We start from the raw sequence: 26,259 nt of genomic DNA, 5'->3' as shown, positions 1-26,259 counted from the left end.
TCTGTGGTTAGCGGGGTGGCAGGCTCAGCAGTGGTACTGCGAGTTCATCGACGGTGGTTGACCCGTGGTGGCCGACCAGGCGCAGCAGGCCGGGTTTGTCGCGGCGGGAGTCCAGGATGACGTGGTTGTCGTTCATGATGACGATGAGGTCACCGATTCTGGCAGCGACTTCATCACGGACGGGGCCGAAAACACCTGTTTCGATTGCTTGTTCGCGGGTGAGGACAGTGCCGCGGTGGCCGAGTTCAGCGCTCCAGGTGGCGGCAGTGTCGGCGCTGGTTCCGGGTTTGAGGTGTAGGTGGGGTGCCCGGGGGTCGCCGGTGACATGGCTGATGTTGGTGGTCATGGCTGGGCGCAGGCCGATGTCGAAGCGGGTGCTGTCGTTGGTGTCGATCATGCCGTGGTCGGCGGTGATGTGGATGGCGGTTCCTGTTGGGACGCGCCGGGCCAGTTGTCGTAGTGCGGCGTCGATGCGTTCGAGTTCGTCTCCCCATTGCCACGAGCCGCATCCGTGTTCGTGGCCTACTTTGTCGACTTCGCCCCAGTAGAGGTAAATGAGGGCGCGTGGGTGTGTGCGCAGAATGGTGACGGCGGCGTCGATGCGGTCGTCGAGGTCGTCGGCGGGGTTGTATCGGGGTCCGCGTAGGGATGCGCGAGTTAGTCCGGAGCCTTCGAAGTGGGTGGGGCCGATGCTGAAGGGCTCGAGGTGGGAGGCGACTTTTTCAAAGACGGTGGGGAATGGCTGCCATAGTTCGGGGTCGGGTCCGTTTTCCCAGCTGAGGGCATTGAATCGTTGGTTGTTGTCGGGGTTGTGCCCTTCGTATCCGATCATGCCGTGGGCGCCGGGGGGTAGTCCGGTGCCCAAGCTGGTGAGGCTGGTTGCGGTGGTGGAGGGGAATCCGGCGTGGAGACGGCGGCCGTTGTTGAGCAGGGAGCGTAGAAAGGGGGCGTGGCCGCTGCGGCGGCGGAGGAGTTCATCGCCGAGGCCGTCGACGAGGACGACGACTGCGCTGCGCGCTTGGGGTAGGTCGGTGTCCCATTCGCTGAAGCCTGGGACGTTTAGGGAGTGCGCGACTGAAGGTAAGACACCGAGCAGTCCGTGTGTGTCGTAGGTGGGTTTTTCGTGCTGTCCCCCGGTGTTGGTCATTATTCTCCTGCTCCAGCGGTAGCGCTTTGGAGTGCGTGGGCGAATGCGATTGCTTGGGTAACTGCGTTTTCTCCATCGGCCATGGCGCTGACGCGGACGCTGATGTCGTCGGCGGTGATGGTGCCTTCGTAGCCGTGGTCGGCTTCGCAGTTGGGTTCGCCGCAGGAGGCGGGGATGAGGTCGATTCGGGAGACTGATCCCCAGCCGATGGTGACGGTGAGTTCTTGGCCGTGGCTTTCGGGGGTGTAGGAAGCGGGGTCGCTGACGACGTGGGTGAGCATGACTGCCCGGATACGGCTTAAAGGCACAGATTCGCTGGTGGCGGTGGCGGTGGCATGAGCGGTGCCGGCTTGGGAGTCGTCGTCTGCGTGCATGACGACCAGGCGGGTGGGGGTGATGACCAGGACTGTGATGTGTCGGCGGATGGAGTCGTGGTCAAAGGTGGTTTCTTGGTGGACCAGGTGTGAGACGACGCTTTCGCCGGCGAGGGCTGTTTGCACTACCTCGTGGACGAGGGCTGGGTAGTAGCCTGCTCGTTCGACGTCACGAACCAGGTCGGCAGGTAGTGATGAGCCGTGGGCACTACGGCGAGGAAAACTCATGATTCCCATTGTGGTCCACGTTGCGGTGGTTGCGGGTATGGCGTGTCGACTACGTGTGTGGTGGTGTGGCGGGTGGCTGTGGTGCGGGAGTTTGTCTGTGTGAGTCGGGATGTTTCACGTTCGTGAAAGCAGTGAACGGATTAGGCTGTGGCCGAACCTCTCAGGCGTCTACTGGTCGGATGTGTCCAAGGTTGTTTGCGACGTGCGGCGCGCGAGGTTGTTGGTTCCCAGGCAAGGAGAATCGTGAGACTGATCACCACCGAGCATGTGGCATTGGATTTAGTTAGTCAGGAGCGCAGGTCGGCTATTGCGTCTTTGACTGATTTGCTCGCTTCGGCGGGGCGTGTCACCGATAGTGCGGCGTTTATCGCTGATGTTGAGTATCGCGAGTCGCAGTTGGCGACGGGCCTTCCTGGTGGGGTGGCTATTCCGCATGCGCGTAGCGTTGCGGTAACTGAGCCGAGTGTGGCGTTTGGTCGGTGTGTGGGGGGTGTCGATTGGGGGTCGGTTGACGGTCCTGCTGATTTGATTTTCCTTATTGCTGTTCCGTTTGGAGCGCCGACGGATCATTTGGCTATTTTGGCGAAGTTGGCGCGGCGTCTTACGCATACGGATTTTCGTGGGCAGCTTCGCACCTTTACTGATGCCGCGGCTGTTGCGGATTTAATCCAGGAGGCTCTTGAGCGGTCCTGATAGACAGGGGAACCCACGCTCTTTGTTGGTCGGTGGGGGCAACTATGGTGGCTTCGCTTGTGCGTCGTGTGCCACCTTCCCCTCGGATGAGGGATTATGAACCGGGCTTGCGCTCGTGTCGTGTCTTGATCGTGTGATTGGGATGTGGTGCGCCCGCTGGCTTGTCCCCCGCCCCAACGTTCCCGGAGGTCCCCGGATTTATGGCCCCCTCGAAGAAGTCCACGCGTTCTGCTGTACCAGTAGAGGAGCGCATCGTTGACATCGATGTCGAGGAGGAGATGCAAGGCGCGTTCTTGGAGTATGCGTATTCGGTTATTTATTCTCGGGCGCTGCCGGATGCTCGTGATGGGTTGAAGCCGGTGCAGCGTCGCATCATGTATGCGATGCGGCAGATGGGGTTACGGCCGGATCGTTCGCATGTGAAGAGTGCGCGTATCACTGGTGAGGTGATGGGTAAGTATCACCCGCACGGTGATGTGGCGATTTATGACGCGATTGTGCGGTTGGCTCAGCCGTTTACGATGCGGGTTCCGTTGGTGGATGGGCACGGGAACTTTGGTTCGCTTGATGATGGTCCTGCTGCTGCGCGGTATACAGAGGCGCGGATGGCGGCGGCGTCTCGGGCGCTGGTGGAGAACCTCGATGAGGACACTGTTGATTTTGTTCCGAACTATGACGATTCGTTGACGCAGCCGTCGGTGTTGCCGGCGCAGTATCCGAATCTTTTGGTGAATGGGGCCAGCGGTATCGCGGTGGGTATGGCTACGAATATGCCGCCGCATAATTTGCGTGAGGTGGTGGCTGCGTGTCAGCACTTGTTGGCTCATCCTGATGCGTCGTTGGATGACATCATGCGGTTCATTCCTGGCCCGGATCTTCCTGGTGGGGGCCGGATTGTTGGGCTGGATGGTATTCGGGATGCGTATGCCACGGGTCGAGGCACGTTTAAGACGCGCGCTACGGCGCATATTGAGAAGGTCACTGCCCGTAAGCAGGGCATTGTGGTGACTGAGCTTCCGTATTTGGTGGGTCCGGAGAAAGCGAAGACGAAGATCGCTGATCTGGTGAAGGCGAAGAAGATTGAGGGCATCAGCGATATTGATGACTTCACGGATCACGAGAATGGTTTGCGTCTTGTGATCGAGATTAAGAATGGTTTCAATCCTGAGGCTGTTCTGGAGAAGTTGTACAAGTTGACGCCGTTGGAGGACAGCTTCGGCATTAACAATGTTGCGTTGGTGGACGGACGCCCGAAGACGATGGGGCTGCTGGACCTACTGCACGAGTATGTGAATTTCCGTATCACGACGGTGCGTAGGCGTAGCCAGTTCCGGTTAGGCAAGCGTAAGGAACGTCTGCATCTGGTTGAGGGGTTGCTTGTCGCGATCCTGGATATTGATCGGGTTATTGCGCTTATCAGGGCCAGCGATGACACTGCGGCGGCGCGGGCTGGGTTGATGGAGCAGTTCTCGTTGACTCAGGTGCAGGCTGATTACATTCTTGAGCTGCAGTTGCGGCGTTTGACGAAGTTCAGCCGTATCGAGTTGGAGAATGAGCAGGAAGAGCTGCTTGCTGCGATCGCGGATTTGGAAGAGCTCTTGGCTGATGAGGGCAAGCTGCGGGAGTTGGTGTCCTCGGAGCTGGGTGAGGTCGCTGATGAGTTGGGTACTGCGCGGCGCACGGTTTTGCTTGAGTCGGCGGGCACTCCGGCCGCGGCGGCTGCTCCTTTGGAGGTGGCTGATGATCCCTGTTACGTGTTGATGTCCAGCACTGGGTTGATTGCGCGTACGCGTGGCCGTGATCCGTTGCCTACTGGGGGGCGTCGTAGCAGCCATGACGGTATCGCTGCGATTGTTCCTGCGACTGTGCGCGGTGAGGTTGGTGTGGTGACTTCGGCGGGCAAGATCGCTCGGGTTTCGGTGTTGGAGTTGCCGACGTTGGTGAATACCACTGGTTCTCCTGATTTGTCGGGGGGCACTGCGGTCAGTGCGTATGTGTCGTTGGCGGCTGCGGGTGAGGCGTATCGCGGTTCTCCTGCTGAGGTGCCGTTGACGTTGTGTTCGTTGGCGCCGGATTCTGCTGGGCTTGCTCTTGGTACGGCTGAGGGTGTGGTTAAGCGTGTGAACACTGATTATCCGCCCTCGGGTAAGGGTGATTGGTCAACGATCACGCTCAAGGGCAAGGATCGGGTTGTGGGCGCGGTGGAGTTGTCCACGGGTGAAGAGGACCTTGTTTTTATTACCTCGGATGCGTATTTGCTTCGTTTCTCGGCTGAGAAGGTGCGTCCGCAGGGCCGTGCTGGTGGTGGTGTGGCTGGTATCAAGTTGGCTCAGGGGGCGTCGGTGTTGTTCTTCGGCGCTGTCGATACTGCGGTGGAGAATGTGGTGGTTACTGGCGCGGCGGTGGCTGGGCGTAGCCCGGGGTCACCGGTTGATGCGTTGAAGGTGACGCCGTTGTCGGAGTATCCGAGTAAGGGCCGGGCTACGGGTGGGGTGCGTACGCACCGGTTCTTGCGTGATGAGACGCATTTGGGGTTGGCGTTTGCGGGTGCGGCGCCAGTGTTTGCTGCGTCGTTGAAGGGTGCGGCTCGTTCGTTGCCTGAGATTGTTGGGCGTCGTGATGGTTCGGGGTCTCCGTTGAAGGCTTCGGTTGCGTTGATTGCGCCGTCGTTGCCGCAGTGGGCTACTGCCACGGATGAGGATGTGCAGGTGAGCGCAGAGGCAGGCCCGCAGGAGCCGTCGGTGGTGGGGCGTGCGCGTGGGTTGGCTACTCAGCCGGGGTTTGATTTGGATGTTTCTGCGCCGGCGCGGCAGCGGCCGCATGTGAGCCGTGATGACTATGACCCGGACAGTCTTGAGGATGTGGTGCAGACCGGGCAGGAGTAGTCATGGTGTTTCCTGCACCTGGGTTGTTTGACCCACTGCTGTGTGGTTAAGCGGGAGGATGGGTTCATGGAGAACATCATCGAGTGGACCTTAGTGCAGGAAACGGATATCCCTGCTGATGTGCAGGATTTGTTGGTGCCTGGGGAGTCAGCGGTAGCGGCGTATAAAACTTTCCGGGACTCGGCCACGTTCACCACTCACCGTCTTATCGTGCGTGATGCGCAGGGGTTGCGGGGCAAGAAAGTCCAGGTGTATTCGTTGCCGTATTCGGCGATCAATATGTGGTCGACGGAGAACGCGGGCACGTTTGACATGAACGCAGAGATTGAGCTGTGGACCCGTGCGGGGCATATCAAGATCAATGTTGGTTCTGGTATTGATGTGCGGGCTTTGGATCGTGTTATTTCTCAATCTGTGCTTGGTTGATGACCGTGTGAAGCGGGCTAGTTGGGGCTTTTTACTTGGCCTCAACTAGCCCGCTCGTTTTCACCTATCTGTGTATGTGTGGGGTTATTTGACGGGCTGCATCCGGATGAGGGCGGTGCCTGCTGATGGGTTCGCGATTTTGCTGAATGCGGCGGCGGATAGGTCGAGGCAGCGGCCGCCGACGTAGGGGCCGCGGTCGTTGATGCGGACGGTGACTGTTGCTCCGGTGGTGGGATTGGTGACGCGCAGTTTGGAGCCCAGGGGAAGGGTTTTGTGGGCGGCGGTGAGGGCGTTGGGGTTGAACCGTTCACCGCTGGCGGTCATTTGGTCTTCGTCGTAGAAGGAGGCGCGGCAGGTGGTGGCGGGGCCGGTAGCGGCGGTGGTGGTGGTTTTCTTGTTTGTGTCGGTGGTGGTTTTTTTCTTGGTTTTCGTTGTTTTTGTTTTTGTGGTTTTGGTGTTGGTGGCTGGTTTGACGACGGCGGTCTGGTTGGTTGTGGGAGCGGGTTGGGCTGAGGTCAGTGGGGAGACTGCGATGGCTGCGGCCATGAGTAGGTACAGGGTGGTAGGCATAGTTGTTCCTCCGAAATGTGTCGGTGTGGATCAGGCGAGACGGCCGTAGCCAGCAGGGGTGCCGTAGATAGGTGCGATGGCGATGTTTTTCCCGGTGTGTGGGGCGTGCAGCATGAGTCCGTCGGCGAGGTAGATGCCGACGTGGTGGGCGCTGCGCCCGTAGAAGACGAGGTCGCCGGGGCGGGGTTTGCTGGTGGGTGTGAGGGCTTGTTGTTGCTCTGCTGCGGTGCGTGGTAGGCGCAGCCCGGCTTTTTTGTAGACGTATTGCGTGAATCCGGAGCAGTCGAACCCTGTTGGTGTGCTGCCGCCCCAGAGATATGGGGTTCCTACCTGGGTTTTTGCGATGGCGATGATGCGGTCGCGGAGGCTGATTCCTGGCATTTTCATCGCGGTGGCGAGGTGGTTGGCGTTGCTGGCTTTTTGTTGCCAGGTCGCGTGGGGTGCTTGCTGGGCGTAGGCCTGGGCAGTGGTGAGTGCGGCGTGGCGGGTGATGTTCACTGAGGAGAGCGCCAGGGCCGCGTAAGGGGTGGTTTCGGTGCTGGTTGTTTCACCGGGGGCTGCGTGAGCTGGTGAGCCGATGATGGACATGCTTGTTAAGGCGGCCGCGGCCGCCGCGAAGATGTGACGCATATGCGTGGGGTATCCGGAAACCGCCTACGGAAGGTCCATCTGTCGGGCTAGCGAATCCGGTTCGCTGCGTGTGTGCTGTGCCCCGAGCCGCGCTGGTGCGGCGGTGGTGATGGCTCCCGTTCTCGTCCTTGCCGTCGTTCCTTCCTGGCGTGGTGGCGCTCATCTTCCTTGGTGAGTGCGGTAGGTCAAGGTGTGCTGCTGCGGCCCCAGGGACGAGATTCGGCGAGGGCCGCACAGGCTGTGTCGGTAGTGCTGTGCAGCAATCGTTGCCGGCTGGGGGTGTTGTTGGCGGCGGGTGTGGGACGGGTGACCAACTTGGTGGCGCTGGGCGTAGTGAGCGAATGCGCTGCTGCTTCAGTGCTGTTGGGGCTTTTTAGGGCGTGGCTGTGTTGCATGCATCGCGCGAGTTTGGGGGGTGGGGTGCTGGCCGCTTCCCCCCGCAGAAGTGGGCGTGTTTTATTGCGCACTAAATAGTTTTTTAACGCCGAGTTGGTCGGAGGGATCAATAAAACAGCGTTTTACGATGGGGGCCATGCTCACGCCCCACCGTGCCCACAACACCTCATCAGGACGTCAGGTGAGCAGCGAAAATCAAAAAAATGCAGGTACTGCGAAAACACTTATGAAGGGAATGAGCTGGCAAACGAGCTGTCAACTTATTCCTCTCATTGTCAATCTGGCTATGACTCCGTGGATCATCCATGGTCTTGGTCCTGCTCGGTATAGCATTTTTATGCTGGTCACGAGCTTCACTACTTTGCTGAGCCAGTTTGATGGCGGTATCGGCCCGAGCGCGATGCGCTACTTCACTATTTATGCCGGGCGTGATGATCGTGAGTCCACCACCCGGCTGCTGTTGTCGGTCGCAGCTATCGTTTTTACCGGCGGTTTGATCATTTCACTGACTGTTTTTCTCACCACTGAGAGTGTCTTGCAGTTTTTCCGCGTCGATCCGCTTTTCCTTCCCGAAGCGTCTTTTCTTCTACGGACGCTCACGATGATCATTGCTTTCATCTTGGTGCGGAATCTTCTCAATGCTGTCATCAATGCTCGGCAGCTGTTTCGTTACACCTCGATGGCGATCTTGGCTGGGTATGGGGTGTATATCGTCGGGATCACTGCGTCGATCATGTGCGGGTGGGGACTGTATGGCCTGGCGTGGACGATGGTGATGCAGCAGGTTGTTGGTTCGATTATCACGGTTCCTGCTGCTGTGCGTTATCTGCGTCGAGCCACTCCGTGGCATATGAATCGTGCGGATCTTGGTGAGTTTTTCCGTTATTCCTGGAAGGTGCAGATCACTGGGCTGACGGGTCTTCTTACCAGTCAGAAGGATCAGTTGGTTGCTGGGCGGCTGCTTTCTGCCCAGCAGTCGGGGCCGATTGGTCAGGGGACTAACTTTGCTCAACAGCTTCGGCAGATGCCGTTGAATGCCACTTATCCAATGCAGGCGTTGACGGGGACTGAGGTTGCGCGGGTGGGTTCTGCTGATGCTGTCGCGAAGATTGAGAAGCTGCAGCGCATCTGGGTCCGCGCCATCGTGGGTTGGTGTGTGATTGGCGCTATTGCTGCGCTTTTCGCCGTGCGTGCGTGGCTTCCGGATTCTTTCACTTTGGCGGCACCTGTGGCGGCTGCGTTTATTTTTGGTTCTGTTTTCCAGTTGATCCGTCATGTTGCGAATCTTTGGTGTTTGACGCTGGGGCATTCTGAGATTGAGATGCATGCTGGGGTGGCTAGTTTTATTGTCAATGTCGTGCTGTCGGTGGTGCTTTACTTCCCGTTTGGTGTGGGGGGTGTGGTTGCGGCCACGGTTTTGGCGCAGTTGGCCTCTGTCCTCTTTTTTTCTTGGCAGTATCATTCGCGGGTTCCGGTGCGGCCGCGTTTGTACACTCATGAGGTCCCGTTTGTGGGGCTTGTGGCCGGGGTTGGTGTTGCGGTGGCTGTCGAGTGGCTTGTGCACCCTTTTCTTCCGCGTGGAGCGCTTGGTTTACTGAGCGGGGCGCTGTTGGCCGCGCCTGGCATGCTTGTTTATTTGGTGTTGGCTTTTAATAAAACTGACTTGGCCACTGCTAAGGACATTTTCCGCCGTACTCCCCCATCGCGCTCATAACGGAAGATTCACCCGCACTCGGTTTTTATATATGCAAAAAATTTCACGGCAGAGCAGGCGCGAAGTTCCACTCTTCACATAGTTGGAAGCCCAGCCTCGGGAGCCATGTATTCTGCACTTCCATCTTTGCCGTTTGTTCTTAGAATCGTATGCGATGCAGGCTTTTTGCTGACCCTTCGAAGAATTAATCAAGATTTGGGACCAACCGGAGCTGAAGGTCTTGATTCGAAGTTGAAAACTTTAGTCAAGTCACTGTCTGGGAATAGAGAATCATTTGCTTTCATATAAAGCAAATAGGCCTTGATGTGCATCCAAGTAGCGGCACCTCTAGTAAATCTGATGATTTTTTCGGTACGTCGTGGGCTATTTTGAATATGTCTCATTCTGGTGCTGGTGGCTTGACTGCTGGTTTTACTGTTTCCGGGTTCGCAATTGGGGTGCTTCTAGTAAGTCCGATCGCCCTGTTCTTAACCGATAGGTTTACTCCGGGCATCCTTGCAATTTCTGGTCTTTCTTGGATGACTCTGATTTTTGTCCTCTTGTTTATTTATGGGGGAAACCCGTAGGCCCTATTTTTTGCGATTTTAGGCCTGGTTCCCTCTCCAGCTTTAAATGGCAGTCTTTTTGGGCATGTTTTCACTGAAACTCCTGGGGACATGCAGGGAAGGGTGATGGCTACATTCAGCCTTGTTGCTGGGTTTGCGGCCGTAGCGGCTCCAGTTTTTTCAGGGTGGGCAGTTCAGGAAGATTTGAATGTCTTGTTAGGTTTCGCTACGTGCTCGGTTGGGCTTATTGGAATTTTGATTCTTGCATCATCTTCCACGGTAAGAAATATAAAAAAGCATTAATTAGCTATCGAAGTACACGTATTGAAGTGAACTGATCAGTTTCCTGCACATCGCAGGATCTTTAGCTTCCCTGAGCACACATGACTTGGTCTAGTTTTTTTGCGCGATGCAAGTTAATGTCTAGGGAAGAACTTGTGCATGTGGCTCTCTGGGGAGGAAACTTGAGCAGCGTAACTAGCAGCAGCAAAGATGAGCGGGGGCAGTCCACTCATCTAAAGCGTCGCCAACGATTCACGCTTGCGTTTATTTTCATTTGGGGTCTCTTGCTCGCTTTTAGTGCGATAGTAGCTCGGGGGCCATCTTTTCTAGGCAGAGACGGCTTTGTTCTGCTTTTTTCTATGGCCGTAATAGCATCAATTTATGCAGCAAGTGAAGCTGGCAAAAAAGCTGGGATTAACACCACGACTGCGCACCTTATGTTTGCACTTGGAGCCGTGGCATACTTTCTTTATTTTAAATTCTTCATCTCATAGAAGTGCTCAGATTTTCTTTTTCTTAAGAAAATGCCACTTCGCAGGAGCAGTGCTCGTCTTAGGCATCGCCATCAGCAGCAGTAGTCATTTTTAGGGCATGGTCCATCCCGACATGAAGAATTTTTTATTATTACTCTGCCTATCGGGTCACTTTCGCGACCGCATTGTGGACCCTCAGGCGTAACGAGACAAATGAGCCGCAAAGTTACGACACGATGGATTTTAAGCGCCCTCAATACGCCGATAGGCATGCGCGATAGCTAGAGTCTTGGAAATTAGGAGTTCTCTGCAGTTCCTGTCATCATCGCCCGCTAGAACTCGTAAGGTAATCGCCAGTGGGAAAGATCCATAAGTCGGAGCAAATAACATCAGCAATATTACTTGCCTTCATAGTAGTCTTCCTTAACGACTTGCAGTTCGCACGCACTACGAGAGACTTTCTGTTGATCTTCCTCGCTTTTACTTTGTCTTTTCTTGCCACAGGCGCATTCTCCTATGGATACAATCGACTAAGTAACCGATTCTCCGGAGAGAAAAAGCATTAATCAATTTTTAATTGCATTACCGCCAGACTACCCGTGCGCAATTCAACGATAACTGCCTGAACCGCACCTCATATACTCTACCGCAAATAATTGATCTTTTTACTCTTTAGCGATATCGCTCATCGGATTATTTAGTGATGCGGTCGCTCGTTCCTCCTGAATTTCCCATTTAGGAGGAACGAGCTTTTAGCAGAATTAATGAGACCCGCAACATGCTCCTTAAAGCTCAGCTTCTTTTTGAAAAGAAACTTGCTAGGTCTCTAATCGTTCGTGAAATAACTGCACCGCTAGCCATAAAGAGGATAGCAGACTGAATTGCATCCTCCCTAAGGTTCCGTGCAAGAAGAATAAGCGCGATACTGATTACAAGTAAAGCGATTACAGAAAAGATATTCAGCTCTGACCCTTCAGAACTGGAATCTAATCCAAAATATTTTGTCATGCTTTTTGGACTACCGGAACTCATCGGACTATCCCCTTCCGTAAGTTACACGCAGCGTCTTCTGACCGACGGTTGTTAGACAAACTCTGCAACTTTGGATGTGTGTTGGGCATAAGGTAACAAGAAAGTTCATGAAATCCAGCGAAACGCGCCCAAAGTAACTTTGCGGCCCAGACTTTTACCGCGCATACAGGCCGCTAGGGGTGGCAGCAGCATACTGTGGGGGTTACGGCAAAGGCCCCGCCTGGACTATGTGAGGAATGTGGTCAACGAGGCATAGTTTTTCGATGATGCTTGGGGGTAGAAGTGACAGATTTTGACAAGAATCTTGAAAGTATGGACCCCAAGTTTACGGAGAACATGTTCCTTCATGGATGTGCGATGCGAAACGTTAGATCTTGATGGCTGCGGAGTTGGAGATGGAAGATAAGCGGGGGGATCGGCATATAAATGCTCTTCGTTTCTCTTCTGGGGTATTTATCGACTATGCTCCTGGAGGCACTCCGATCAATCCGGTGTGGGGTGAGTTTGTCTTCGATATTGGAAATCAGCTAGAGACTTTCTGGGAGTTTTATCCATATACACCGGCGCATCTTCTTGCCGTATGCAACCCGTGTCCGGATCGAGCAGAGGTAGCAGTTCTAACTGACCGTATTTGTGTCTTCCGGAACGAAATATCTGAAGGTAAACCTGTTCAATCGATATTAAATGCGGTAAGATTTTATCTCCTTGAGAACCCGAATACTGAAAACGTTATTTGATGCTGATTGTTTCATCATCGGACGGTAGCCGATTTAGGATCAATAATCCGCGTTGGGGGGGGTGCATTAGTGATACGTAAACTTGCCCACGCTGTATCAGTATTAACATCCTTAATTCCTAGTGAACGATTCACTAGGAGCAAAATGAGAACTAGAGGGAGGGTTAGTCAGTGACAGAAACGACTTCGTGAAAGAAAAAATCGAAAAACACAACTTAAATGTTAAAAACGGAGAGATTGTCGGAAAATGAGTGAAGCTGACGCCCACTGGGAGAAGATGGAAAAATTAGCAGAGGCGGAAATATTCCGCATCGTTGATTACACCCCTTACGCTACAGGTGATGATTTCAGGCCTCTCCATGACTACATGGAAGAACATTTTCGGCCTATTTTTGCTGAAAAAATGGCAATGCTCTTGCTTCTTGTCGCGTATAGGTACTCAGATAGCGTTATCTATGTCGAGGGCACCGATTGGTTCTATAAGCAGTTTCCTGGACTGGAAAGAGACTTGAATGTTCGCCACTTCGAGCCAGAGAAATTAGTCAGTTACATCCGAAAGATCATTGCCGATGATATAGGAGTTGCTTTCCTGGTTTACGTTCCCGAAAATGACTGCTTGATACGCATCACGGGCGGATTTTCTACTGAGATCTATGCCGATGATGAAGAGTTCTTAAATCTACTTGATGTCCTAGCTAAGCAGCAGGGGCTTTTCATCCGGGAGCTGTCGAAGAAAGACTGGTGAGGAGGAGTGCCTGTACTCAGGTGGGGTTGCTGAGCATGTTCGTGGGGTCCCCTACCCTCAACCCCTCTGACACTCAGGGGCCCCGACCGTTGCGACCATCCAGCTCAACTGACCCAAGCCAGCATCTATCAGCTGTTAAGTACCTCTCGAATGAAAAGTCCTTGCTGACGCTCCGTCATTTCTTCTCTTGCCTAGTATTTTGTTCCCTTACAGGTTGATTGAATGGATGGCGTATCGCGCAGAATGGCAGGAAAGAAAACTCCTGACACCCCTCTCCCCCGCTTTCAAGAGAGAGGACATCAAGGTTTAGCTATCGCGTGCGGGGGCGTTTCCGCACGTTAGCGGCATACTCATCAAGAACTTCTAACACCTCGGGAGCCCGCCAAATACGGTTACGTGACTTCCCAGAAGTCTCTACAAGAAGACCATCATCAACCAGCTTCTGTAGATACCGCTGAGCACCAACACCAGAAACGTTCAATGCCGAACGCACCATCACTGAAGTCACTACTAACTGCCTCATCAGGTAGTCCGCCAGCTGATGCGCACCCGAATCCGACCGGGCTGTAATTGGTTCAACCTGCCCGCGCCGGTAAGCCACTAAAGCAGCGAAATAGTCATCCCGATGAGCTAGCAGCCCTGAGGAGATCGGAACAGTGATGTGTTCTGTCACGCCACGACTACGCAGCAAGGCACTCATCAACGCTCGCCCAGTACGACCATTACCATCCGGGAACGGGTGAATGGTCTCGAAGTGGGCGTGAGCAATCGCTGCGTGAGCTAACGCAGGCATATCGCTGCGGCGCATGAAACTTACTAGGTCATCAATGGCCTCAGGGACACGATCATGGACAGCAGCGATGTAATCCGCGCCATGCAGGCCAAACGATGACCCGCCAATCCATACCTGTTCTTCCCGCCACCGCACCGCAATCTGTGGCACCTCCTGACCCATAAGCACTTCATGCATAGCCAAGATCACTGCCGCGTCCACACGACCAGAAAGATCAATAGCAGTATTCATCGCTGCCACATTCGCCGCGATCAGCTTGGTCTGCTGCCGGTATGTTTCCCCGATCTCAGCTTCGGCTAAAACACGAGCCGACACCGACAGTCCTTCAATCTGTGACGACGCTACCGACTCACTACGCAGCAACACTGACGACAGCGACGCAATCTCTGCCGAGCAAAACTGGTCAAAGGCACACACATCAGCGGTAGCTTCAGCGATGTCATTACTCAAAACACCCGGCAAATAAAGGGCAGCATCAGCGATCCGCGGCGTCACCGTGACCTCGTACGGCCCAGAACGATCCTCGCTAGGTACAGTGCGGTATGACTTCTCCCCCCTTCGACTCTGACTAGCCAGGTCAGCAACCGCGAGTTGTGCACTCAGCTCAACGATGTATTGGCCAGGGTTTCGAGTAGCGAAGAACGGATCGGCATCACACGCGAAGGTGAAGTAGTTGCTGTTGTGATTGCTGTTGAGGATCTGCAGCTTTATGAAGAACTAGAGATGAATCTTGACCTCGCTGAGTAACGCCGCGCCATGGCCACATCTAAACCTGGCGCGCCCCTCAGCCGCCGCGAATCCATGCCCCAATGGGGCTGGGGAGAGACTCCTCCCGGCACCGACTAAGAGGCTCCAGTCATCGCATCGGTATCACCGGTGCTAGATAGCGCCACTGGCGCGGTGTGGTGACAACTAGTTGTGGGTCCGGTATCTCTATGACTTCTCCCGAGAAATCAAGAAGTGTTTCCTAAAACGCAGCGGGATGCGTTAACAAGGATTCCCTTTATAAGAAAGGTTTAATCATGCATCTCAATGCTGGAAAACTTGTCCAGGCTGCCGTTGTCGGGGTTGGAGCGACCCTGGTGATGGACGGAGTGGCCGAAGTGCTTCGCCGAACCCGCGGTACCAGGTCTTTGGACTACGCCATGGTTGGCCGGTGGATCGGACACATGCCGGACGGTGTCTTCAAGCATGACGCAATCTTCGCCGCCGAGCCTGTCCGGCATGAGAAGGAGCTGGGTTGGGCTGCTCACTACACCATTGGAACGGGCTTTGCTGTCGCCTTCGCTGTTGCCACACCAGAATGGCTGAATCGTCCGCGATTCTTTCCAGCTGTTGCATGGGGACTTGGTACGTTGGCGGCTCCTTGGTTTCTTATGCAACCCTGCTTCGGTATGGGAGTGGCTGCATCGAAGACCCCCAATCCCACTCAAGCGCGCTTGGGAAGCATCCGCGCACATAGCGCTTATGGAGCTGGCCTTTGGCTTTCAGGGCTGCTCGTCCATGGGATCGTCAGCCGGAATAGCTGAGTCGAGATTTAGCAATTCTGCGAGTCGGCCCCATTCACCTGGGCCCGTTAGCTGGCTCATGTTTTACAGGTGCAGCATTTTGTTAGCGCCACACAGATAATGTCATGAGTAGTTGATGCGTTGGCACCATACGTGAATGAGACACATTTGCGTTTTTCCAACTCAATCCGCTTCCTTGTGGGAGTGACCGGATCTATGGCGGCCACTCGAGTAGCTGACCATTTAGGCGCCCTACGGGCTGAGTTTGGCGGTACATACACCGTCGTCATGACAAAGACAGCCGAGCATTTCGTCACTCCCCAAATTCTGAGACTGGCGGCCGACAGAGTCGGTACACGGTGAAGACCCCGCCGACTGGTCGACTGATCGGCCCTCACGACTGGCAGGTGACCATGACCTCGTGATCGTGCTGCCGTCGACTGCTCGCATGCTGGCCATGGTTGCAAGCGGTGCAGCACCAAACCGGCTTGCTACGGCAATCCTCTCCTCACCGCGACCAAGCGTATTTTCCCCACATGGGCTCTGCGATGTGGAAGGCGCCGGCCGTCATCTGTAAGGTCGCTCAGCTGCGCGCTGATGGCGACTTCGTTGTCGATCTTGCATGGGAGGAGGCCTACGACGTCTTGACTGGCAAAACGAGTCAACATCCTGCCTTACCTACTCCCGAGGGCGTGGTAGCCGAAGTACAGCGGATTCTTGAAAGCAGCGAACTAGCTTTTTAATCCACATGAAGAGGCGGACATATTGTTGGGTTGTGACTCGGAGCCCGAGACATGAGCACATTTGCAGACGCCCTCGTAGATATACGGCACTGCAAAAAGAGACACAAAAACAACACGGCGACTACACCCCACCGCTTGAACGATGGATTCCATCGACTCACCACTGGCGTAACGCTGCCTGACTGTCGCTACCTGGGCAGCATTTAGTGCCGGGCGGCGGCCTCTGTAGACGCCTCGGGCTTTAGCTGCTTCGATCCCGTCGGGCTACCGCTCCCCGATCAAAGCGCGCTCGAACTGGGCAAAAGCGGCCAGCATCTACCGCTGAAACACCGCAAACAGGTCGCTCTCCCCCGCGCTGAATGTCAGCCCATTCGAGACGAGCTCAACCGTCACTCCCCACCTAGCCCCCCCTCAGCTGACAAAAAGACTGCTCAAACGCTAGAGACGTTTAGCCACGGTGGTAAGGGTGCCAGGGAGAATAGCCCGGTAATACTCCTCTGGCTGCCCACGTGTGAGGTGCCGGTGCCCTCGTGGAGGCAGTTGTGGCCTCCATTGATCCTGTGGCAATAGGCGTGAGTGATCGAATGCTGTGGCGCACGCCTCGGACGCGTGAGCACCTCATCGAGGCAGTGATAGGCCTGACCGGCACCACCGTTTATGAAAGGACCCTCACCTGCGATGGGCCTGGTGCAGGTCCTGGCCAATATGGCCGGACCTATGTTCGGCGGAGGTCAGCGCTCGGCGCCCTCGTACCACAGCGCGACGCTCCAGCACGCAGAAGGATGATCTGACACGCCTTCACTGAACGGGAGGAAGTCAGGACTGAGGCGAACTCGGTAAGTCAGGTCTGGCCGCACGAGCAAGAATTGCAACCCCCACCAAGAGAACACCTAGGGTCACCAACAGGCCAGCAGGGGCACTAGCACCCTGGGAGAAAGGCAGCGCAACTGCCAGGATGAGCGCAATACCAAGCAAAACCATGATGGTCATGCAGGCCAGAAAAACCTTGTAGGACTTCTTCATGTTCGCCTCCTAGAAGCAACTTGCGATGGCAGTGATAGAAGCACCTCCGACCACTGCAAAGCCGCCCGCGAGAGCAGTCGCAGCCTGCTTGAGTCCCTTACGCTGCTGAGCCTCGGAAATATATCCGACACCTGTATCTTCATTGCTCTTCTTAACCACACCATCTACATAGGTAGTGATATGGAAGTTACCCGAGCTTGCCTTAGTAAACACAGACTCCGCCTGCTGGACGGGCCTACCGGAAGAGTCCAGAAGGATCGTCCGCCATTTGGCCATACCTCAGTTGAATCAACTTGGGCTGTCATGCAGTGCACTGCATGACAGCCCAAGTTAGCGAGTTTTAGCGCGCTGAGCCTTGTCCAAGAATCTTCCGGAAAGCAACATCAGCTGCGCAGATGTGTCCCTTCAGGCTTTGCTCGGCCCTTCATTAAGGTTGTGAGCTTCACGGTAAGCCTGCTCAAGACTGGCTGGGATACGGCCACGGTCTTTGACCTCGTGCCCTTGAGCACGAGCCCACTGGCGGATGTTTTGCAGCAGTTCAGGTGAACGTGCCGTGTCCCCTGCCTTGGCCTTGCTCTTCGTGGTTCGGCGGCCGCTGACTCGGTGAGCTTTCGCAACCCAATCAGCAAGTTCGCTTCGCAAAATTCCGGCGTTCTCGGCAGAAAGGTCGATCTCGTACTGCACACCATCAAGCTCAAATTTCACGACCTCATCGGCTTTACCGCCGTCCATGTCGTCGATGAGAGTGACCTCAACCTTTTTCGCCATAAAATTTTTCTCCGTTCAGGGAAAGTTTTATTGATTATTGATCTTGGGTCGTATATACCCAGCCGGATCGGGATGACAACGCTGCTGTAAATATCATTCTCACCGCGGGGCTAGCGAGTAGAGAAAACAGCTATGGAGAGGTCAATGGCATAGTTGCCGGTTGCCTTAGCAACTGAGGCCGCTATCTCGTCAAGTATTGATTTACTTCCAGGAAATCTAACACTCAATATTCGGATACATACGCGTCTGAATATTGAGTGTCATGCAGCTTCTACCATCTGGTCAGTGACTCGGCAGCATCGCCCCTGCCTCAGAGGGCATCATCGGCTACACACACCTGCCACCACCTCAAACCTCACCTTAGATGAAATTGTAACCCCGCAAACGTTAGTCCCCTAATCTCTGCTGTGAATAATTGCTCAAAGGGGCACAGGCCAGTGATGTTTTCAACGATGTTCTTACCCAAAACACCTATACATGGAGGCCAGCATCAGCAACCCGAGACGTAAGATCAGCTTCACTCGAATCGCAACAGATGTGGCATTGCTTCCCATAATTTGTCCCCAAAATTATTGGGAACAGATAATCCACGATGAAGGTGAAATTTTATGACCGATCGGCGCACGAGAAGATTCAGCAAGGCCCTCAGCAAGGCACTATTTATACTCCTCGTTCTCACACTGGCTGCCACACCAATGGCCCTTTATCACTCAATCACCCTGGAAATAAGTTCCCTAGGCTCAGGTTCTTTCTTGTCTTTCTTGAGCACTTTTGCGTGCATCCTTGCATTTATAGTGCTTTGGTGGTGTATTGAATTCGCCTGGGAGGTAAGGAAAGATAAAAAATCAGAAAACCATAAGTCCGATAACCCAGACCTAAAGTCAGGAATTCAGGGGGAAGTTAAAGATCGCTCTCAAGATCAATGATCACAGCAAACGGAGGCGCTGGTGAAGAAATAAATTTTTCATGCGGCAGCTGAAGACCCACGCAGCTTGCGCCGAGAAAGCATGAGGTGCCACCCGTGAGCAATCACTCCGAAAAAGATAGACATGTAAGGACTGAAAAGAATAAGCAGTATGGATGCTGCCGGAATAGACCACGGCATAGAACTCCGCTTAACGATCGCAACCAAATTTGCAGAAAACGCCAATGCAGCAAATAACACTAAACCGTACCAAAGTTCATTCAATGAAGGATTAATCATCCTCAATGGCCCCCTACGTCTCATTAAGTTCGCAAGCAACTTACCGCACACGCGCCGACAGCAGTAACTGTCATGCACCGGCAGAACTGTTAACACTAGCCCGACAACCGACATACGTTGATGTGTTCACCTACATGTATCAACCCGGGATGCGTCACATTCGCATATACACCGATGGTCATATCCCGTTCGAGGGCAAGAGGTTTAAGCCAACCTCCCGTGGCCTCGACACCATCTTGATTGATGTCAATCATGCGGCAACGTGGAATTTTTTTGACGAAGTCAAGGCCAGCTGCCCCAAGAGAGGCAGAGCACCCCAACCAAGACTCTTCGATAAATGGCTCGCTAGTTTCGAGCACAATATTGACTCGCAGACGGCGAGGGTCCGCGTTAAGTCCCCATTTATCGGCACACCACTGCAATGTGGCTGTACCGATAAGCGATAGCGACCCCATATCTTGGTGAGGAACGGCTTGCTCGGCGGACACCGTTACGGGCTCGCCAACATTCTCCGACAAGTGCGCATTCAAATCAGGATCACCAACGAACCAGTTTCCTCCATCACCGTGGGTGACGCGAACATCATTCCCTACCGTGGCAGCTGAGTATTGAAACACCTCGTCGTGCCGCCGGAAACGGCGCGTGTTTTTCCCGGATGCAAAGTGGCCTTCACTGTCACGGACCGCGAACCAGCGATCTCGGATTATCCCGCGCTCGTCAAGAGCTACCGAAGGAACATCCTCACCCCCCATCGACTTAACTGGATACCGTCGAATCCGAATAATCTTTCCCTCCATAGGAAAAAGATATCAGCAACAGATCATTCATGCGGCATCAAAGATAAATATTTATTCGATACTTTTTCCGAAGTATCTTGAAATCCTAAAAGCTAAAGGATATGAAGGGTCGCACTTATTCTTCTCAAGCGAGATTACAGCCTGATGAGACACTTGCAGAGCCCCTGCTAAAGCGGTCTGCGATACCCCTTTTAGCTTCCGCAGATCGAAGATCCTGTTTTCCCACGCTAGGATTCCCGTCGACATATAATTAATTAATTAAAGGGAAAATACGGTAACTATTCCTATGTGCGTAGATGCAATAGGTGACAACTGAGGAATCAAATCCCAGACTCTTCCATTACATCAATCCACACAAGAAGCAACTCCCATGACAAAACCTGTTCACCATCGGCGGCTACGCAATGAAAGACTCCAGCGGAAAGCCCAGTGGCCACCAAAAAGGCTAGGAGTTTCTTTGATGTCAAGTTTTTCTCACAGTGATCCCCTAAGTTGTCATGTAAAGCTTCCTTTACATGACAACTTAGGGGTGTCAACCATTTTTCACCGATGCGTGGCTAGTGGTTTTAATGTGTTGGGTCTTGTTCGTGTGCCTCAGCGAACCATCGCCGTGTTTCTTGCTCAGGTAGGCCGATCTCTTTTGCAATGCTTTCCCAAGAAGTGCCAGTCAGTCGAGCTTTGCTGATCGTGGTACGTAGTTGACTGACAGCATGAGCAACCTTGCTCCCCGGTTCTTCACGACTGGCACCATAGCTGGTCAGGATGTCATCTAATGGGCCTGCCGCCTGCTGAATCGCTTCGACAATCTCCGACGCTGAGGAGTACCTCGGCGGATTACATGCCAGTAGGTAAGCAATAAGGAATTTCCGGTCGTCTGCAGTGAGAATGTCACTGAGCCGTGAAATGACTTCGAGCAGGGATGTATCTGCCGCGTAGTTACGTCCCATCAGGCTTTTTACTTTCCCCCAGTGAGGTTGCGAGCTTCACGGTATGCCCGTTTAAGGTGTGCCGGTATGCGGCCGCGTTCGTTGATCTCATGCCCATGGGCACGCGCCCACTGGCGAATGTCTTTCAACAACTCAGAAGAGCCTGCCATGCCTGCGGCCTTGCCCTTCGCTGCGCGGCCGCTACTGACCCGACGGGCTTTCGCTACCCAATCTGCCATGGTCTGCCGCAGGCGTTCAGCGTTCGCAGCGGACAGGTCTATCTCGTATTGCACCCTGTCGAGTTCGAATTTCACGACCTCTTCAGCCTGCTTGCCGTCCATGTCATCGAGCAGGACGACCTCAACCTTTTTCGCCATGCGTGTTCCCTTGCGGTAGCTGGATGTTCCGGTGAATCAATGAGATATGAAAATACTCGGATTCGGCTCCGGATAGCCACGCTGTGAAAATTTTGTCCACATCGCTCGCTGGCGGCAAGGGTGCACTCGTGTATCCGAGGCATCCAAAAGCGACTAACAGCAGCACAAAGAGATAAAAGTTTGCCTTCACCAATAAATTTATTATTAGAGGTCTAGTTCCTCACGGAGATTTTCATATCAAGTTTCTGCATACCAATTAAATTGATATAAAGAAACCATCAACAACCTAGACGCAGACACGGTCTCATGACTCTCTAAACCCTTTGCAAAGATGCAGAAACTTTTAGTTATTGGTCAGTGACAAATAGCTCCGCACTTCGTAACGTCAACGCATGTCCCCCGAGCGTTTTCTCCCCAGACCTCGCCCAACCCACGAGCACACTTCCCGCCCCGCTCAAACACTGTGGGAATCGCTGCATCAGCACTCCGGCCTGAGCACCCTCACCTCAGGGCGTTTGGGCTACACCGGCCGAGCCCGAACCACAGCACGCACCCTGCAGCGCAGTGCACGCGCACTCACCCACTCCGCAGTTCTGCGCTCACCTACCCTCATCGCGGCATTTTGGTGGGAAGAGGTGAAAAACTTCGGAGACCTCATCACTCCCCTACTACTGCGTGACCTGGGCATCATTCCCATCCTCACGCCCGCTGCCCGCGCAGCATTGATCGGTGTCGGCTCTCTTATCCAACACATCGATGACAACTATTCCGGCACCATCTGGGGGGCTGGCCTCATCGCAAACACCTCCCGCAGCATCCCCGCAGCCACTACTTTGGCTTTGCGTGGCGAACTCACCCGCGAGCAGTGCGGCTCCCCGCATGTCGAAGCCCTCGGGGATCCTGGCCTCCTCTTGGCCGAATACATTTCTCGACAACCAAAACGGTGGGATGTTGGCCTGGTGCCCCACTATGTTCACGTCGGGGACAGTGACCTAACCCGCCTGCTCCAGTCAGCTTCGCAGACGGTCACTGTTGTAAATGTTCAGTCAGATCCCCTGCGCGTTGCCCGCCACATCGCTGCATGCAGAACCATCATCACTACGTCGCTGCATGGGCTGATTGTGGCCGACTCCTTAGGCATCCCAGCTCTATGGCTGCGTATGCCACGCGCGTTGAGCGGGGGTGACTTCAAATTCCGTGACCACGAGAGCGTGGTTCGCCCTTCTCGGCCACGAGGCATGGATATTCGTGATGTGGAATCGATGGCCCATGCCGTCTCAGTGGCACGCAGAGCAAACGCACAACGTGTCGAACACGCGATCGGCGCTATTAAACGCTCAGGCCGGATGATCTTGGATGTAACTCGTCACGAAACTACGAGTCTTCCCCGTGCGATTATGCGTTCCGTGATGAGCTAGCTGTGTTGGTTTACGAGGAGTGCATGCCGTGCTGACGCCGCCGGCCGGGTGCGCGAAAAGTTCCGTAAACCCGGCCGGCAAGCCCTACCGCATCGATCGCGGCACGCGATGCCCGCACTGAGTCGCGGTGCCATGCCGCGGCAGCGGTGTTCACTGGTAGCCAGCGAGCGTCAGTGAGCACTGAGCGTAGCGCCGCGCCTTTGCCGTGCTGACGCGCGGCGCGATTGCCCGTGACCTGATTGCTCAGAAAAGCCCGACCAAAAATGGCTGCAGCTGTGAGCCGCTCGGGCCCTGCAGGCTCGACCACTTCGGCTTCATCACACCAGGCAAATGTGCCGCCGCGTTCCTGCAATCGAGCGAAAAAGTCTGCGTCTTCGCCGCCTACACGCCCCAGCTCTGTAGCGAAAGGCGATTCACCGAGCAGGTCGATCGCCCGGCGTGAGACCACAATGTTCTGTGCTCCGTTCAGTCGATCAACGAAGCCCGTTGGCTGCCGAGTGCGCCCGGCGTACACGCTTCCCCTTGCTAGCGGTGAAGCACCGTCAGGTAGTTTCCCAAGTACCGGCCCTGCAGTGACGTCGGCATCGAGCTTGTTCACCGTATCCATGAGTGGGGTGAGCCATCCGGGCAGCACGTACCCGTCATCATCCAACATCACTACATGGGTCCAGTCTGGGCGTACCTGGTTGGCAGCAGCGAGAATCGCGTTGCGCACTTGGGATATGCCTCGCTCAGCCACCGGCACGTAGGTCACAGGTAGATCTGTATCGGCGAGGAGCTGCGCGATTTTCTCGTCGCAGTCGTTGTCTGCGACGAGAATCGCAACCCCGGTTCCTGTTACTTCTGCTCGCAGGCTTCCCAAAAGTCGAAGCAATAAATCTGGGCGCCGAAATGTCGGAATACCAATGACCACCCGCTCATATTTGGTCACCGCTCACCACTCCCGCCCGGAAAGAAACTCATCGCCGCTGTTGACGACTGTCCATCACGTGTGAAACAGCAAAGGCGCATCGCCCTCACTCGACCAGCTTTTCACCCGATGCCCTCTGCTCAGCGATCTTGGGCAGCGACACGCAGATATGTGTGAGCATCGAAGATAGCTATTTACGGAAAGGGCTGATGCGCCAAAACAGCACCGCCGAGATAATCAGCGCTCCTGTTACCCACACCACCAAGGAAAAGAAGGCTGCCTGGTCGCTCATGTCGTAGGAGGAGAAAACAGAAGATCCAGAAAGGCGACTGGTGGCAGGTTTCATCAAAACTGCGGCCCCATTTCTGGGGTCCCACACACCCAATATGGGAAGAGCAACGATGCCTAAAACCATGATCGATGAGCAGATGGCAGCCGATCCGATAAGTAACCCAATTGCTCTACCAGCAAACGCAGCCAGAAAAACCATGAATAGGCTGGCAAGGAACGCAACCCACACCACAGCGACATCGGGGGAAAACGTCGAGTCTTTTACTGCGGGAGGGACTTTTGCGGCATTGGATGCGGCTTGCGTACCGAAAGCACCTAGCTGCATTCCACACGCCGTTGCAACCACCGCACCGAAGGTCACGAAAAGAAGCTCGAGGGTCTGCGACAGGTAAACCCGGCGACGCCCTAGAAGACACATGCGAACTTTGAGCATGCCACTGTTCTTTTCCGAGGTGGATAAAACAACACCAACGCACGCAGCCACCAGACTCAAGAAAACAGAACTAAAGGGTATCGACTCAATTAGAGGCCCCAAGCCTGGGGAAAGCGACTTCCATGCAGTAACTGCTTTTTCGAAGTCATAACGGAGCGAGTTCTCTATATGAATAGTGTGTGCATCTTCTTGAACAACAACAGGGCGAGATAATGCATCCTGTAAAGTCTCCCCATTTTTAGCACTGAACTGCACAGCAGAATCAAATACCTCCATACTGTTCTGGAACTGATTCAACCGCGTACCTTGAAAAGCAACACCCACCACAAAAGCCGCAAGAACCAACCACCGCACATACGGCTGCTGCAGCACCCGACGCACTTCACACCCCACCCAGCTACCCCTGACGCCCCCACCAGCCGTAACGCTCTCATTCACAGGCATTGAACGAGCCTTCCTTCGTCGAGCTCAAACACACGATCTTGGACCTGCGAGAACGCTCTTCGATCATGCCCCGAGGCCAGGAGCACACACCCCGCATCTTTCTTTGCCTTCATGATTTTCACGAAAGCTTCAATCCCAAGATCGTCAAGACCATTAGTGGGCTCATCTAACAGAACAACTCGAGCATCGGAAAGAAAAACCGCAGCAAGACTGAGCCGCTTCTTCTGCCCCAATGAATAGCTACTCACCCGACGACCAAGCAGCAAAGGGTCGAAAAAATCTTCAACAAGATGCCCGACCTCTCTCATCGAGAGAAACCTGCCAGACAAATACACAAGATTCTCCAAACCAGTAAGGTTTGTCATCAACGGCGAATCATCAAACAGCCCAAAACACTGCCGCGCCCGCGCATGCAGCGGTTCACCATCAAACAACACCTGCCCCTCCACCGGCACAAGCCCGCCAATCGCAGCCAATAACGTTGTTTTCCCAGCGCCGTTCTTCCCCCGAATAACCGTCAAACTTCCCGGACAGGCAGAAAAATCCACCCCCGAAAAAACAACAGTCTTATATTTTTTCTTCAACCCTTTGACCGAAAGCACACTCTTCCCTCACCCAAAAACACTCCGGCCCCTCATTAAACCCCACCGCACCAGCCAAAACACCTAAAACACATCCGTGCACCCCAGCGCTATCACCACGCCATCCCAAGCGGGATACGCTCAAACCATGGCCGAGCCACCCACCACCCCACAAACCCCCTGCTCCATCCAGTGGGACAAAGCCACCGACCCCGCCTGGGGAACCACCTCACCAGCCCTGTTCTGGATCGCGATGGAACAACGCGGGCCATGGGGACGCAAAGCATTCACTCAATCCCGGCTCGACCCCACCATCGGTCAAACCCTCGAAAAAAATGCTGAAACAGCTGGCGGACGCGCCCTACTCATCCGGCAACCCAGCGCGGCCCGAGAAACCACAACCCCCTACCCCCGACACGTCTTCCTCAGTGGCGGTATGGCACAAGGCAACCCATGGCTCCTCCACGGCATCCACCCTGACCCCGCCGTCATCGCAAACCTGCCTTTCAAAGCCGCAGCAGCAGGAGACATCGACACCGTCCGTGAGCACGCCCCCTGGCTTACCCCCACCCACACATCCATCCTCTTGATCTGCACCAACAGCAAACGCGACCAATGCTGCGCAAAACGAGGCCGACCCATCGTCGACACAGCATCACCACAATTCCCCGAACGCATCTGGGACTGCACCCACACCGGCGGGCACCGCTTCGCTCCCACCGCAGTCCTCCTACCCCACGGCCTGGGACTAGCCCGCCTCAGCGACACCCACACCATCCCCGGCCTCCTCACAGACACCTCAGGAACCCCCAGCGACACCACCTTCACCACCGCCACCACCCCCCATACCCTCACCACCAGCTACCACCTGCGCGGCCTATCCCACCTACCCGCCGCCGAACAAGCTGCCGACGCCTACATTCGCACCCACCTAGCCACCAATAACGAAGCCGTCCCCATCCTCGCCCTGACCACCACCGCCACCATCACCGAAGAACGCACCACCCCCGTCACCGTCACCCACACCGACGGACGCACCTGGAACCTCCTCGTCCGCCAAACAGACCGCCACGACCTGCCCGCCTCCTGCGGCGGCGCCCCCATCACCGCCACCGCCCACTACGTCGAACCCGCCACCTAAAACAACCGCGCCCCCACTCCCACTAC

At 54.9% G+C, this 26,259-nt stretch carries 29 protein-coding genes; 13 read left to right on the top strand and 16 right to left on the bottom strand.

What is annotated here, in order from left to right:
* Window positions 1-7: 7 nt before the first annotated feature.
* On the bottom strand, window positions 8-1,147 hold the full coding sequence (locus tag AC2T9U_RS04605) for an alkaline phosphatase family protein (protein ID WP_493696757.1): 1,140 nt from the start codon (window positions 1,145-1,147) through the stop codon (window positions 8-10).
* Window positions 1,147-1,749, bottom strand: a complete 603-nt coding sequence (locus tag AC2T9U_RS04600) for a DUF5998 family protein (RefSeq protein ID WP_028326391.1) — start codon at window positions 1,747-1,749, stop codon at window positions 1,147-1,149. The genes AC2T9U_RS04605 and AC2T9U_RS04600 overlap by 1 nt, the downstream gene beginning before the upstream one ends.
* Before the next feature lie 243 nt (window positions 1,750-1,992).
* On the opposite strand from AC2T9U_RS04600, the gene AC2T9U_RS04595 reads away from it, so the two are divergent.
* From AC2T9U_RS04595 to AC2T9U_RS04585, 3 genes are all read left to right on the top strand, one after another.
* Window positions 1,993-2,442: a PTS sugar transporter subunit IIA gene (locus tag AC2T9U_RS04595; RefSeq protein ID WP_220181600.1), complete on the top strand. Its 450-nt coding sequence runs from the start codon at window positions 1,993-1,995 to the stop codon at window positions 2,440-2,442.
* A gap of 200 nt (window positions 2,443-2,642) precedes the next feature.
* A complete protein-coding gene (locus AC2T9U_RS04590; RefSeq protein WP_493696756.1) occupies window positions 2,643-5,327 on the top strand; it encodes a DNA gyrase/topoisomerase IV subunit A in 2,685 nt (894 codons plus the stop codon).
* Window positions 5,328-5,393: 66 nt separating this feature from the next.
* Complete coding sequence (locus AC2T9U_RS04585) at window positions 5,394-5,753, top strand: PH domain-containing protein (RefSeq protein ID WP_115032639.1); 360 nt, start codon at window positions 5,394-5,396, stop codon at window positions 5,751-5,753.
* Between the two features lie 84 nt (window positions 5,754-5,837).
* Here the strand turns inward: AC2T9U_RS04585 and AC2T9U_RS04580 are convergent, their stop codons facing one another.
* From AC2T9U_RS04580 to AC2T9U_RS04570, 3 genes are all read right to left on the bottom strand, one after another.
* On the bottom strand, window positions 5,838-6,323 hold the full coding sequence (locus AC2T9U_RS04580) for a septal ring lytic transglycosylase RlpA family protein (protein WP_208303579.1): 486 nt from the start codon (window positions 6,321-6,323) through the stop codon (window positions 5,838-5,840).
* A 30-nt stretch (window positions 6,324-6,353) separates the two neighbouring features.
* Window positions 6,354-6,953: a C40 family peptidase gene (locus tag AC2T9U_RS04575; protein ID WP_493696755.1), complete on the bottom strand. Its 600-nt coding sequence runs from the start codon at window positions 6,951-6,953 to the stop codon at window positions 6,354-6,356.
* A 185-nt stretch (window positions 6,954-7,138) separates the two neighbouring features.
* The gene (locus AC2T9U_RS04570) at window positions 7,139-7,348 is read right to left on the bottom strand and encodes a hypothetical protein (protein WP_208303580.1); all 210 of its coding nucleotides are present in this window, start codon (window positions 7,346-7,348) and stop codon (window positions 7,139-7,141) included.
* A gap of 338 nt (window positions 7,349-7,686) precedes the next feature.
* Between AC2T9U_RS04570 and AC2T9U_RS04565 the strand changes: the two genes are divergently transcribed.
* The 3 genes from AC2T9U_RS04565 to AC2T9U_RS04555 all read left to right on the top strand — a co-directional run bounded on the left by AC2T9U_RS04565 (window position 7,687) and on the right by AC2T9U_RS04555 (window position 12,876).
* A complete protein-coding gene (locus AC2T9U_RS04565; protein WP_493696754.1) occupies window positions 7,687-9,063 on the top strand; it encodes an oligosaccharide flippase family protein in 1,377 nt (458 codons plus the stop codon).
* 2,709 nt (window positions 9,064-11,772) lie between these two features.
* A complete protein-coding gene (locus tag AC2T9U_RS04560) occupies window positions 11,773-12,132 on the top strand; it encodes a hypothetical protein (RefSeq protein WP_493696753.1) in 360 nt (119 codons plus the stop codon).
* 246 nt (window positions 12,133-12,378) lie between these two features.
* Window positions 12,379-12,876, top strand: coding sequence for a hypothetical protein (locus AC2T9U_RS04555; RefSeq protein ID WP_493696752.1), 498 nt, complete (start codon window positions 12,379-12,381; stop codon window positions 12,874-12,876).
* A 310-nt stretch (window positions 12,877-13,186) separates the two neighbouring features.
* On the opposite strand, the gene AC2T9U_RS04550 is transcribed toward AC2T9U_RS04555, so the two are convergent.
* Window positions 13,187-14,164, bottom strand: a complete 978-nt coding sequence (locus AC2T9U_RS04550; RefSeq protein ID WP_493696751.1) for a Fic family protein — start codon at window positions 14,162-14,164, stop codon at window positions 13,187-13,189.
* 96 nt (window positions 14,165-14,260) lie between these two features.
* Here AC2T9U_RS04550 and AC2T9U_RS04545 point away from each other — a divergent pair, with 96 nt between their 5' ends.
* The 4 genes from AC2T9U_RS04545 to AC2T9U_RS04530 all read left to right on the top strand — a co-directional run bounded on the left by AC2T9U_RS04545 (window position 14,261) and on the right by AC2T9U_RS04530 (window position 15,920).
* Window positions 14,261-14,416: a type II toxin-antitoxin system prevent-host-death family antitoxin gene (locus tag AC2T9U_RS04545; RefSeq protein WP_493696750.1), complete on the top strand. Its 156-nt coding sequence runs from the start codon at window positions 14,261-14,263 to the stop codon at window positions 14,414-14,416.
* Between the two features lie 275 nt (window positions 14,417-14,691).
* Window positions 14,692-15,198 (top strand): DUF2938 domain-containing protein, encoded by a 507-nt coding sequence (locus AC2T9U_RS04540; RefSeq protein WP_493696749.1) that lies wholly within the window; start codon window positions 14,692-14,694, stop codon window positions 15,196-15,198.
* Between the two features lie 195 nt (window positions 15,199-15,393).
* A complete protein-coding gene (locus AC2T9U_RS04535; RefSeq protein ID WP_493696924.1) occupies window positions 15,394-15,540 on the top strand; it encodes a hypothetical protein in 147 nt (48 codons plus the stop codon).
* A 173-nt stretch (window positions 15,541-15,713) separates the two neighbouring features.
* Entirely contained in the window at window positions 15,714-15,920 is a 207-nt protein-coding gene (locus AC2T9U_RS04530; RefSeq protein WP_493696748.1) for a hypothetical protein, read from the top strand.
* Here AC2T9U_RS04530 and AC2T9U_RS04525 read toward each other — a convergent pair.
* The 3 genes from AC2T9U_RS04525 to AC2T9U_RS04515 form a co-directional block, all read right to left on the bottom strand.
* A complete protein-coding gene (locus AC2T9U_RS04525) occupies window positions 15,909-16,175 on the bottom strand; it encodes a helix-turn-helix domain-containing protein (RefSeq protein ID WP_493696923.1) in 267 nt (88 codons plus the stop codon). The two genes, AC2T9U_RS04530 and AC2T9U_RS04525, sit on opposite strands and share 12 nt — an antisense overlap.
* A gap of 561 nt (window positions 16,176-16,736) precedes the next feature.
* A complete protein-coding gene (locus AC2T9U_RS04520) occupies window positions 16,737-16,943 on the bottom strand; it encodes a hypothetical protein (protein WP_493696747.1) in 207 nt (68 codons plus the stop codon).
* 405 nt (window positions 16,944-17,348) lie between these two features.
* Window positions 17,349-17,711: a histone-like nucleoid-structuring protein Lsr2 gene (locus AC2T9U_RS04515; RefSeq protein ID WP_115030648.1), complete on the bottom strand. Its 363-nt coding sequence runs from the start codon at window positions 17,709-17,711 to the stop codon at window positions 17,349-17,351.
* Window positions 17,712-18,319: 608 nt separating this feature from the next.
* Between AC2T9U_RS04515 and AC2T9U_RS04510 the strand changes: the two genes are divergently transcribed.
* Complete coding sequence (locus tag AC2T9U_RS04510; protein ID WP_493696746.1) at window positions 18,320-18,637, top strand: hypothetical protein; 318 nt, start codon at window positions 18,320-18,322, stop codon at window positions 18,635-18,637.
* Window positions 18,638-19,010: 373 nt separating this feature from the next.
* On the opposite strand, the gene AC2T9U_RS04505 is transcribed toward AC2T9U_RS04510, so the two are convergent.
* The 4 genes from AC2T9U_RS04505 to AC2T9U_RS04490 all read right to left on the bottom strand — a co-directional run bounded on the left by AC2T9U_RS04505 (window position 19,011) and on the right by AC2T9U_RS04490 (window position 21,015).
* Window positions 19,011-19,712 carry an MOSC domain-containing protein gene (locus AC2T9U_RS04505; RefSeq protein WP_493696745.1) on the bottom strand — a complete coding sequence of 234 codons (702 nt, stop codon included), beginning with the start codon at window positions 19,710-19,712 and terminating at the stop codon, window positions 19,011-19,013.
* A 51-nt stretch (window positions 19,713-19,763) separates the two neighbouring features.
* On the bottom strand, window positions 19,764-19,958 hold the full coding sequence (locus AC2T9U_RS04500; protein WP_493696744.1) for a helix-turn-helix transcriptional regulator: 195 nt from the start codon (window positions 19,956-19,958) through the stop codon (window positions 19,764-19,766).
* A gap of 320 nt (window positions 19,959-20,278) precedes the next feature.
* Complete coding sequence (locus AC2T9U_RS04495) at window positions 20,279-20,659, bottom strand: hypothetical protein (RefSeq protein WP_208303593.1); 381 nt, start codon at window positions 20,657-20,659, stop codon at window positions 20,279-20,281.
* 8 nt (window positions 20,660-20,667) lie between these two features.
* Complete coding sequence (locus AC2T9U_RS04490; RefSeq protein ID WP_493696743.1) at window positions 20,668-21,015, bottom strand: histone-like nucleoid-structuring protein Lsr2; 348 nt, start codon at window positions 21,013-21,015, stop codon at window positions 20,668-20,670.
* 392 nt (window positions 21,016-21,407) lie between these two features.
* Here AC2T9U_RS04490 and AC2T9U_RS04485 point away from each other — a divergent pair, with 392 nt between their 5' ends.
* On the top strand, window positions 21,408-22,433 hold the full coding sequence (locus tag AC2T9U_RS04485; protein ID WP_493696742.1) for a polysaccharide pyruvyl transferase family protein: 1,026 nt from the start codon (window positions 21,408-21,410) through the stop codon (window positions 22,431-22,433).
* Window positions 22,434-22,443: 10 nt separating this feature from the next.
* Here the strand turns inward: AC2T9U_RS04485 and AC2T9U_RS04480 are convergent, their stop codons facing one another.
* From AC2T9U_RS04480 to AC2T9U_RS04470, 3 genes are all read right to left on the bottom strand, one after another.
* The gene (locus tag AC2T9U_RS04480; RefSeq protein ID WP_493696741.1) at window positions 22,444-23,364 is read right to left on the bottom strand and encodes a glycosyltransferase family 2 protein; all 921 of its coding nucleotides are present in this window, start codon (window positions 23,362-23,364) and stop codon (window positions 22,444-22,446) included.
* Window positions 23,365-23,533: 169 nt separating this feature from the next.
* Window positions 23,534-24,439 (bottom strand): hypothetical protein, encoded by a 906-nt coding sequence (locus AC2T9U_RS04475; RefSeq protein ID WP_493696740.1) that lies wholly within the window; start codon window positions 24,437-24,439, stop codon window positions 23,534-23,536.
* A gap of 62 nt (window positions 24,440-24,501) precedes the next feature.
* A complete protein-coding gene (locus tag AC2T9U_RS04470) occupies window positions 24,502-25,113 on the bottom strand; it encodes an ABC transporter ATP-binding protein (RefSeq protein WP_493696739.1) in 612 nt (203 codons plus the stop codon).
* Window positions 25,114-25,240: 127 nt separating this feature from the next.
* Here AC2T9U_RS04470 and AC2T9U_RS04465 point away from each other — a divergent pair, with 127 nt between their 5' ends.
* Entirely contained in the window at window positions 25,241-26,233 is a 993-nt protein-coding gene (locus AC2T9U_RS04465; RefSeq protein WP_493696738.1) for a ferredoxin family protein, read from the top strand.
* The last annotated feature ends 26 nt before the right edge of the window (window positions 26,234-26,259 follow it).

This window comes from Dermatophilus sp. B7861-1 (assembly GCF_058996045.1).
The sequence above is the reverse complement of the archived record's forward strand: the minus strand, read 5'-3'. Positions and strand labels throughout refer to the sequence as shown.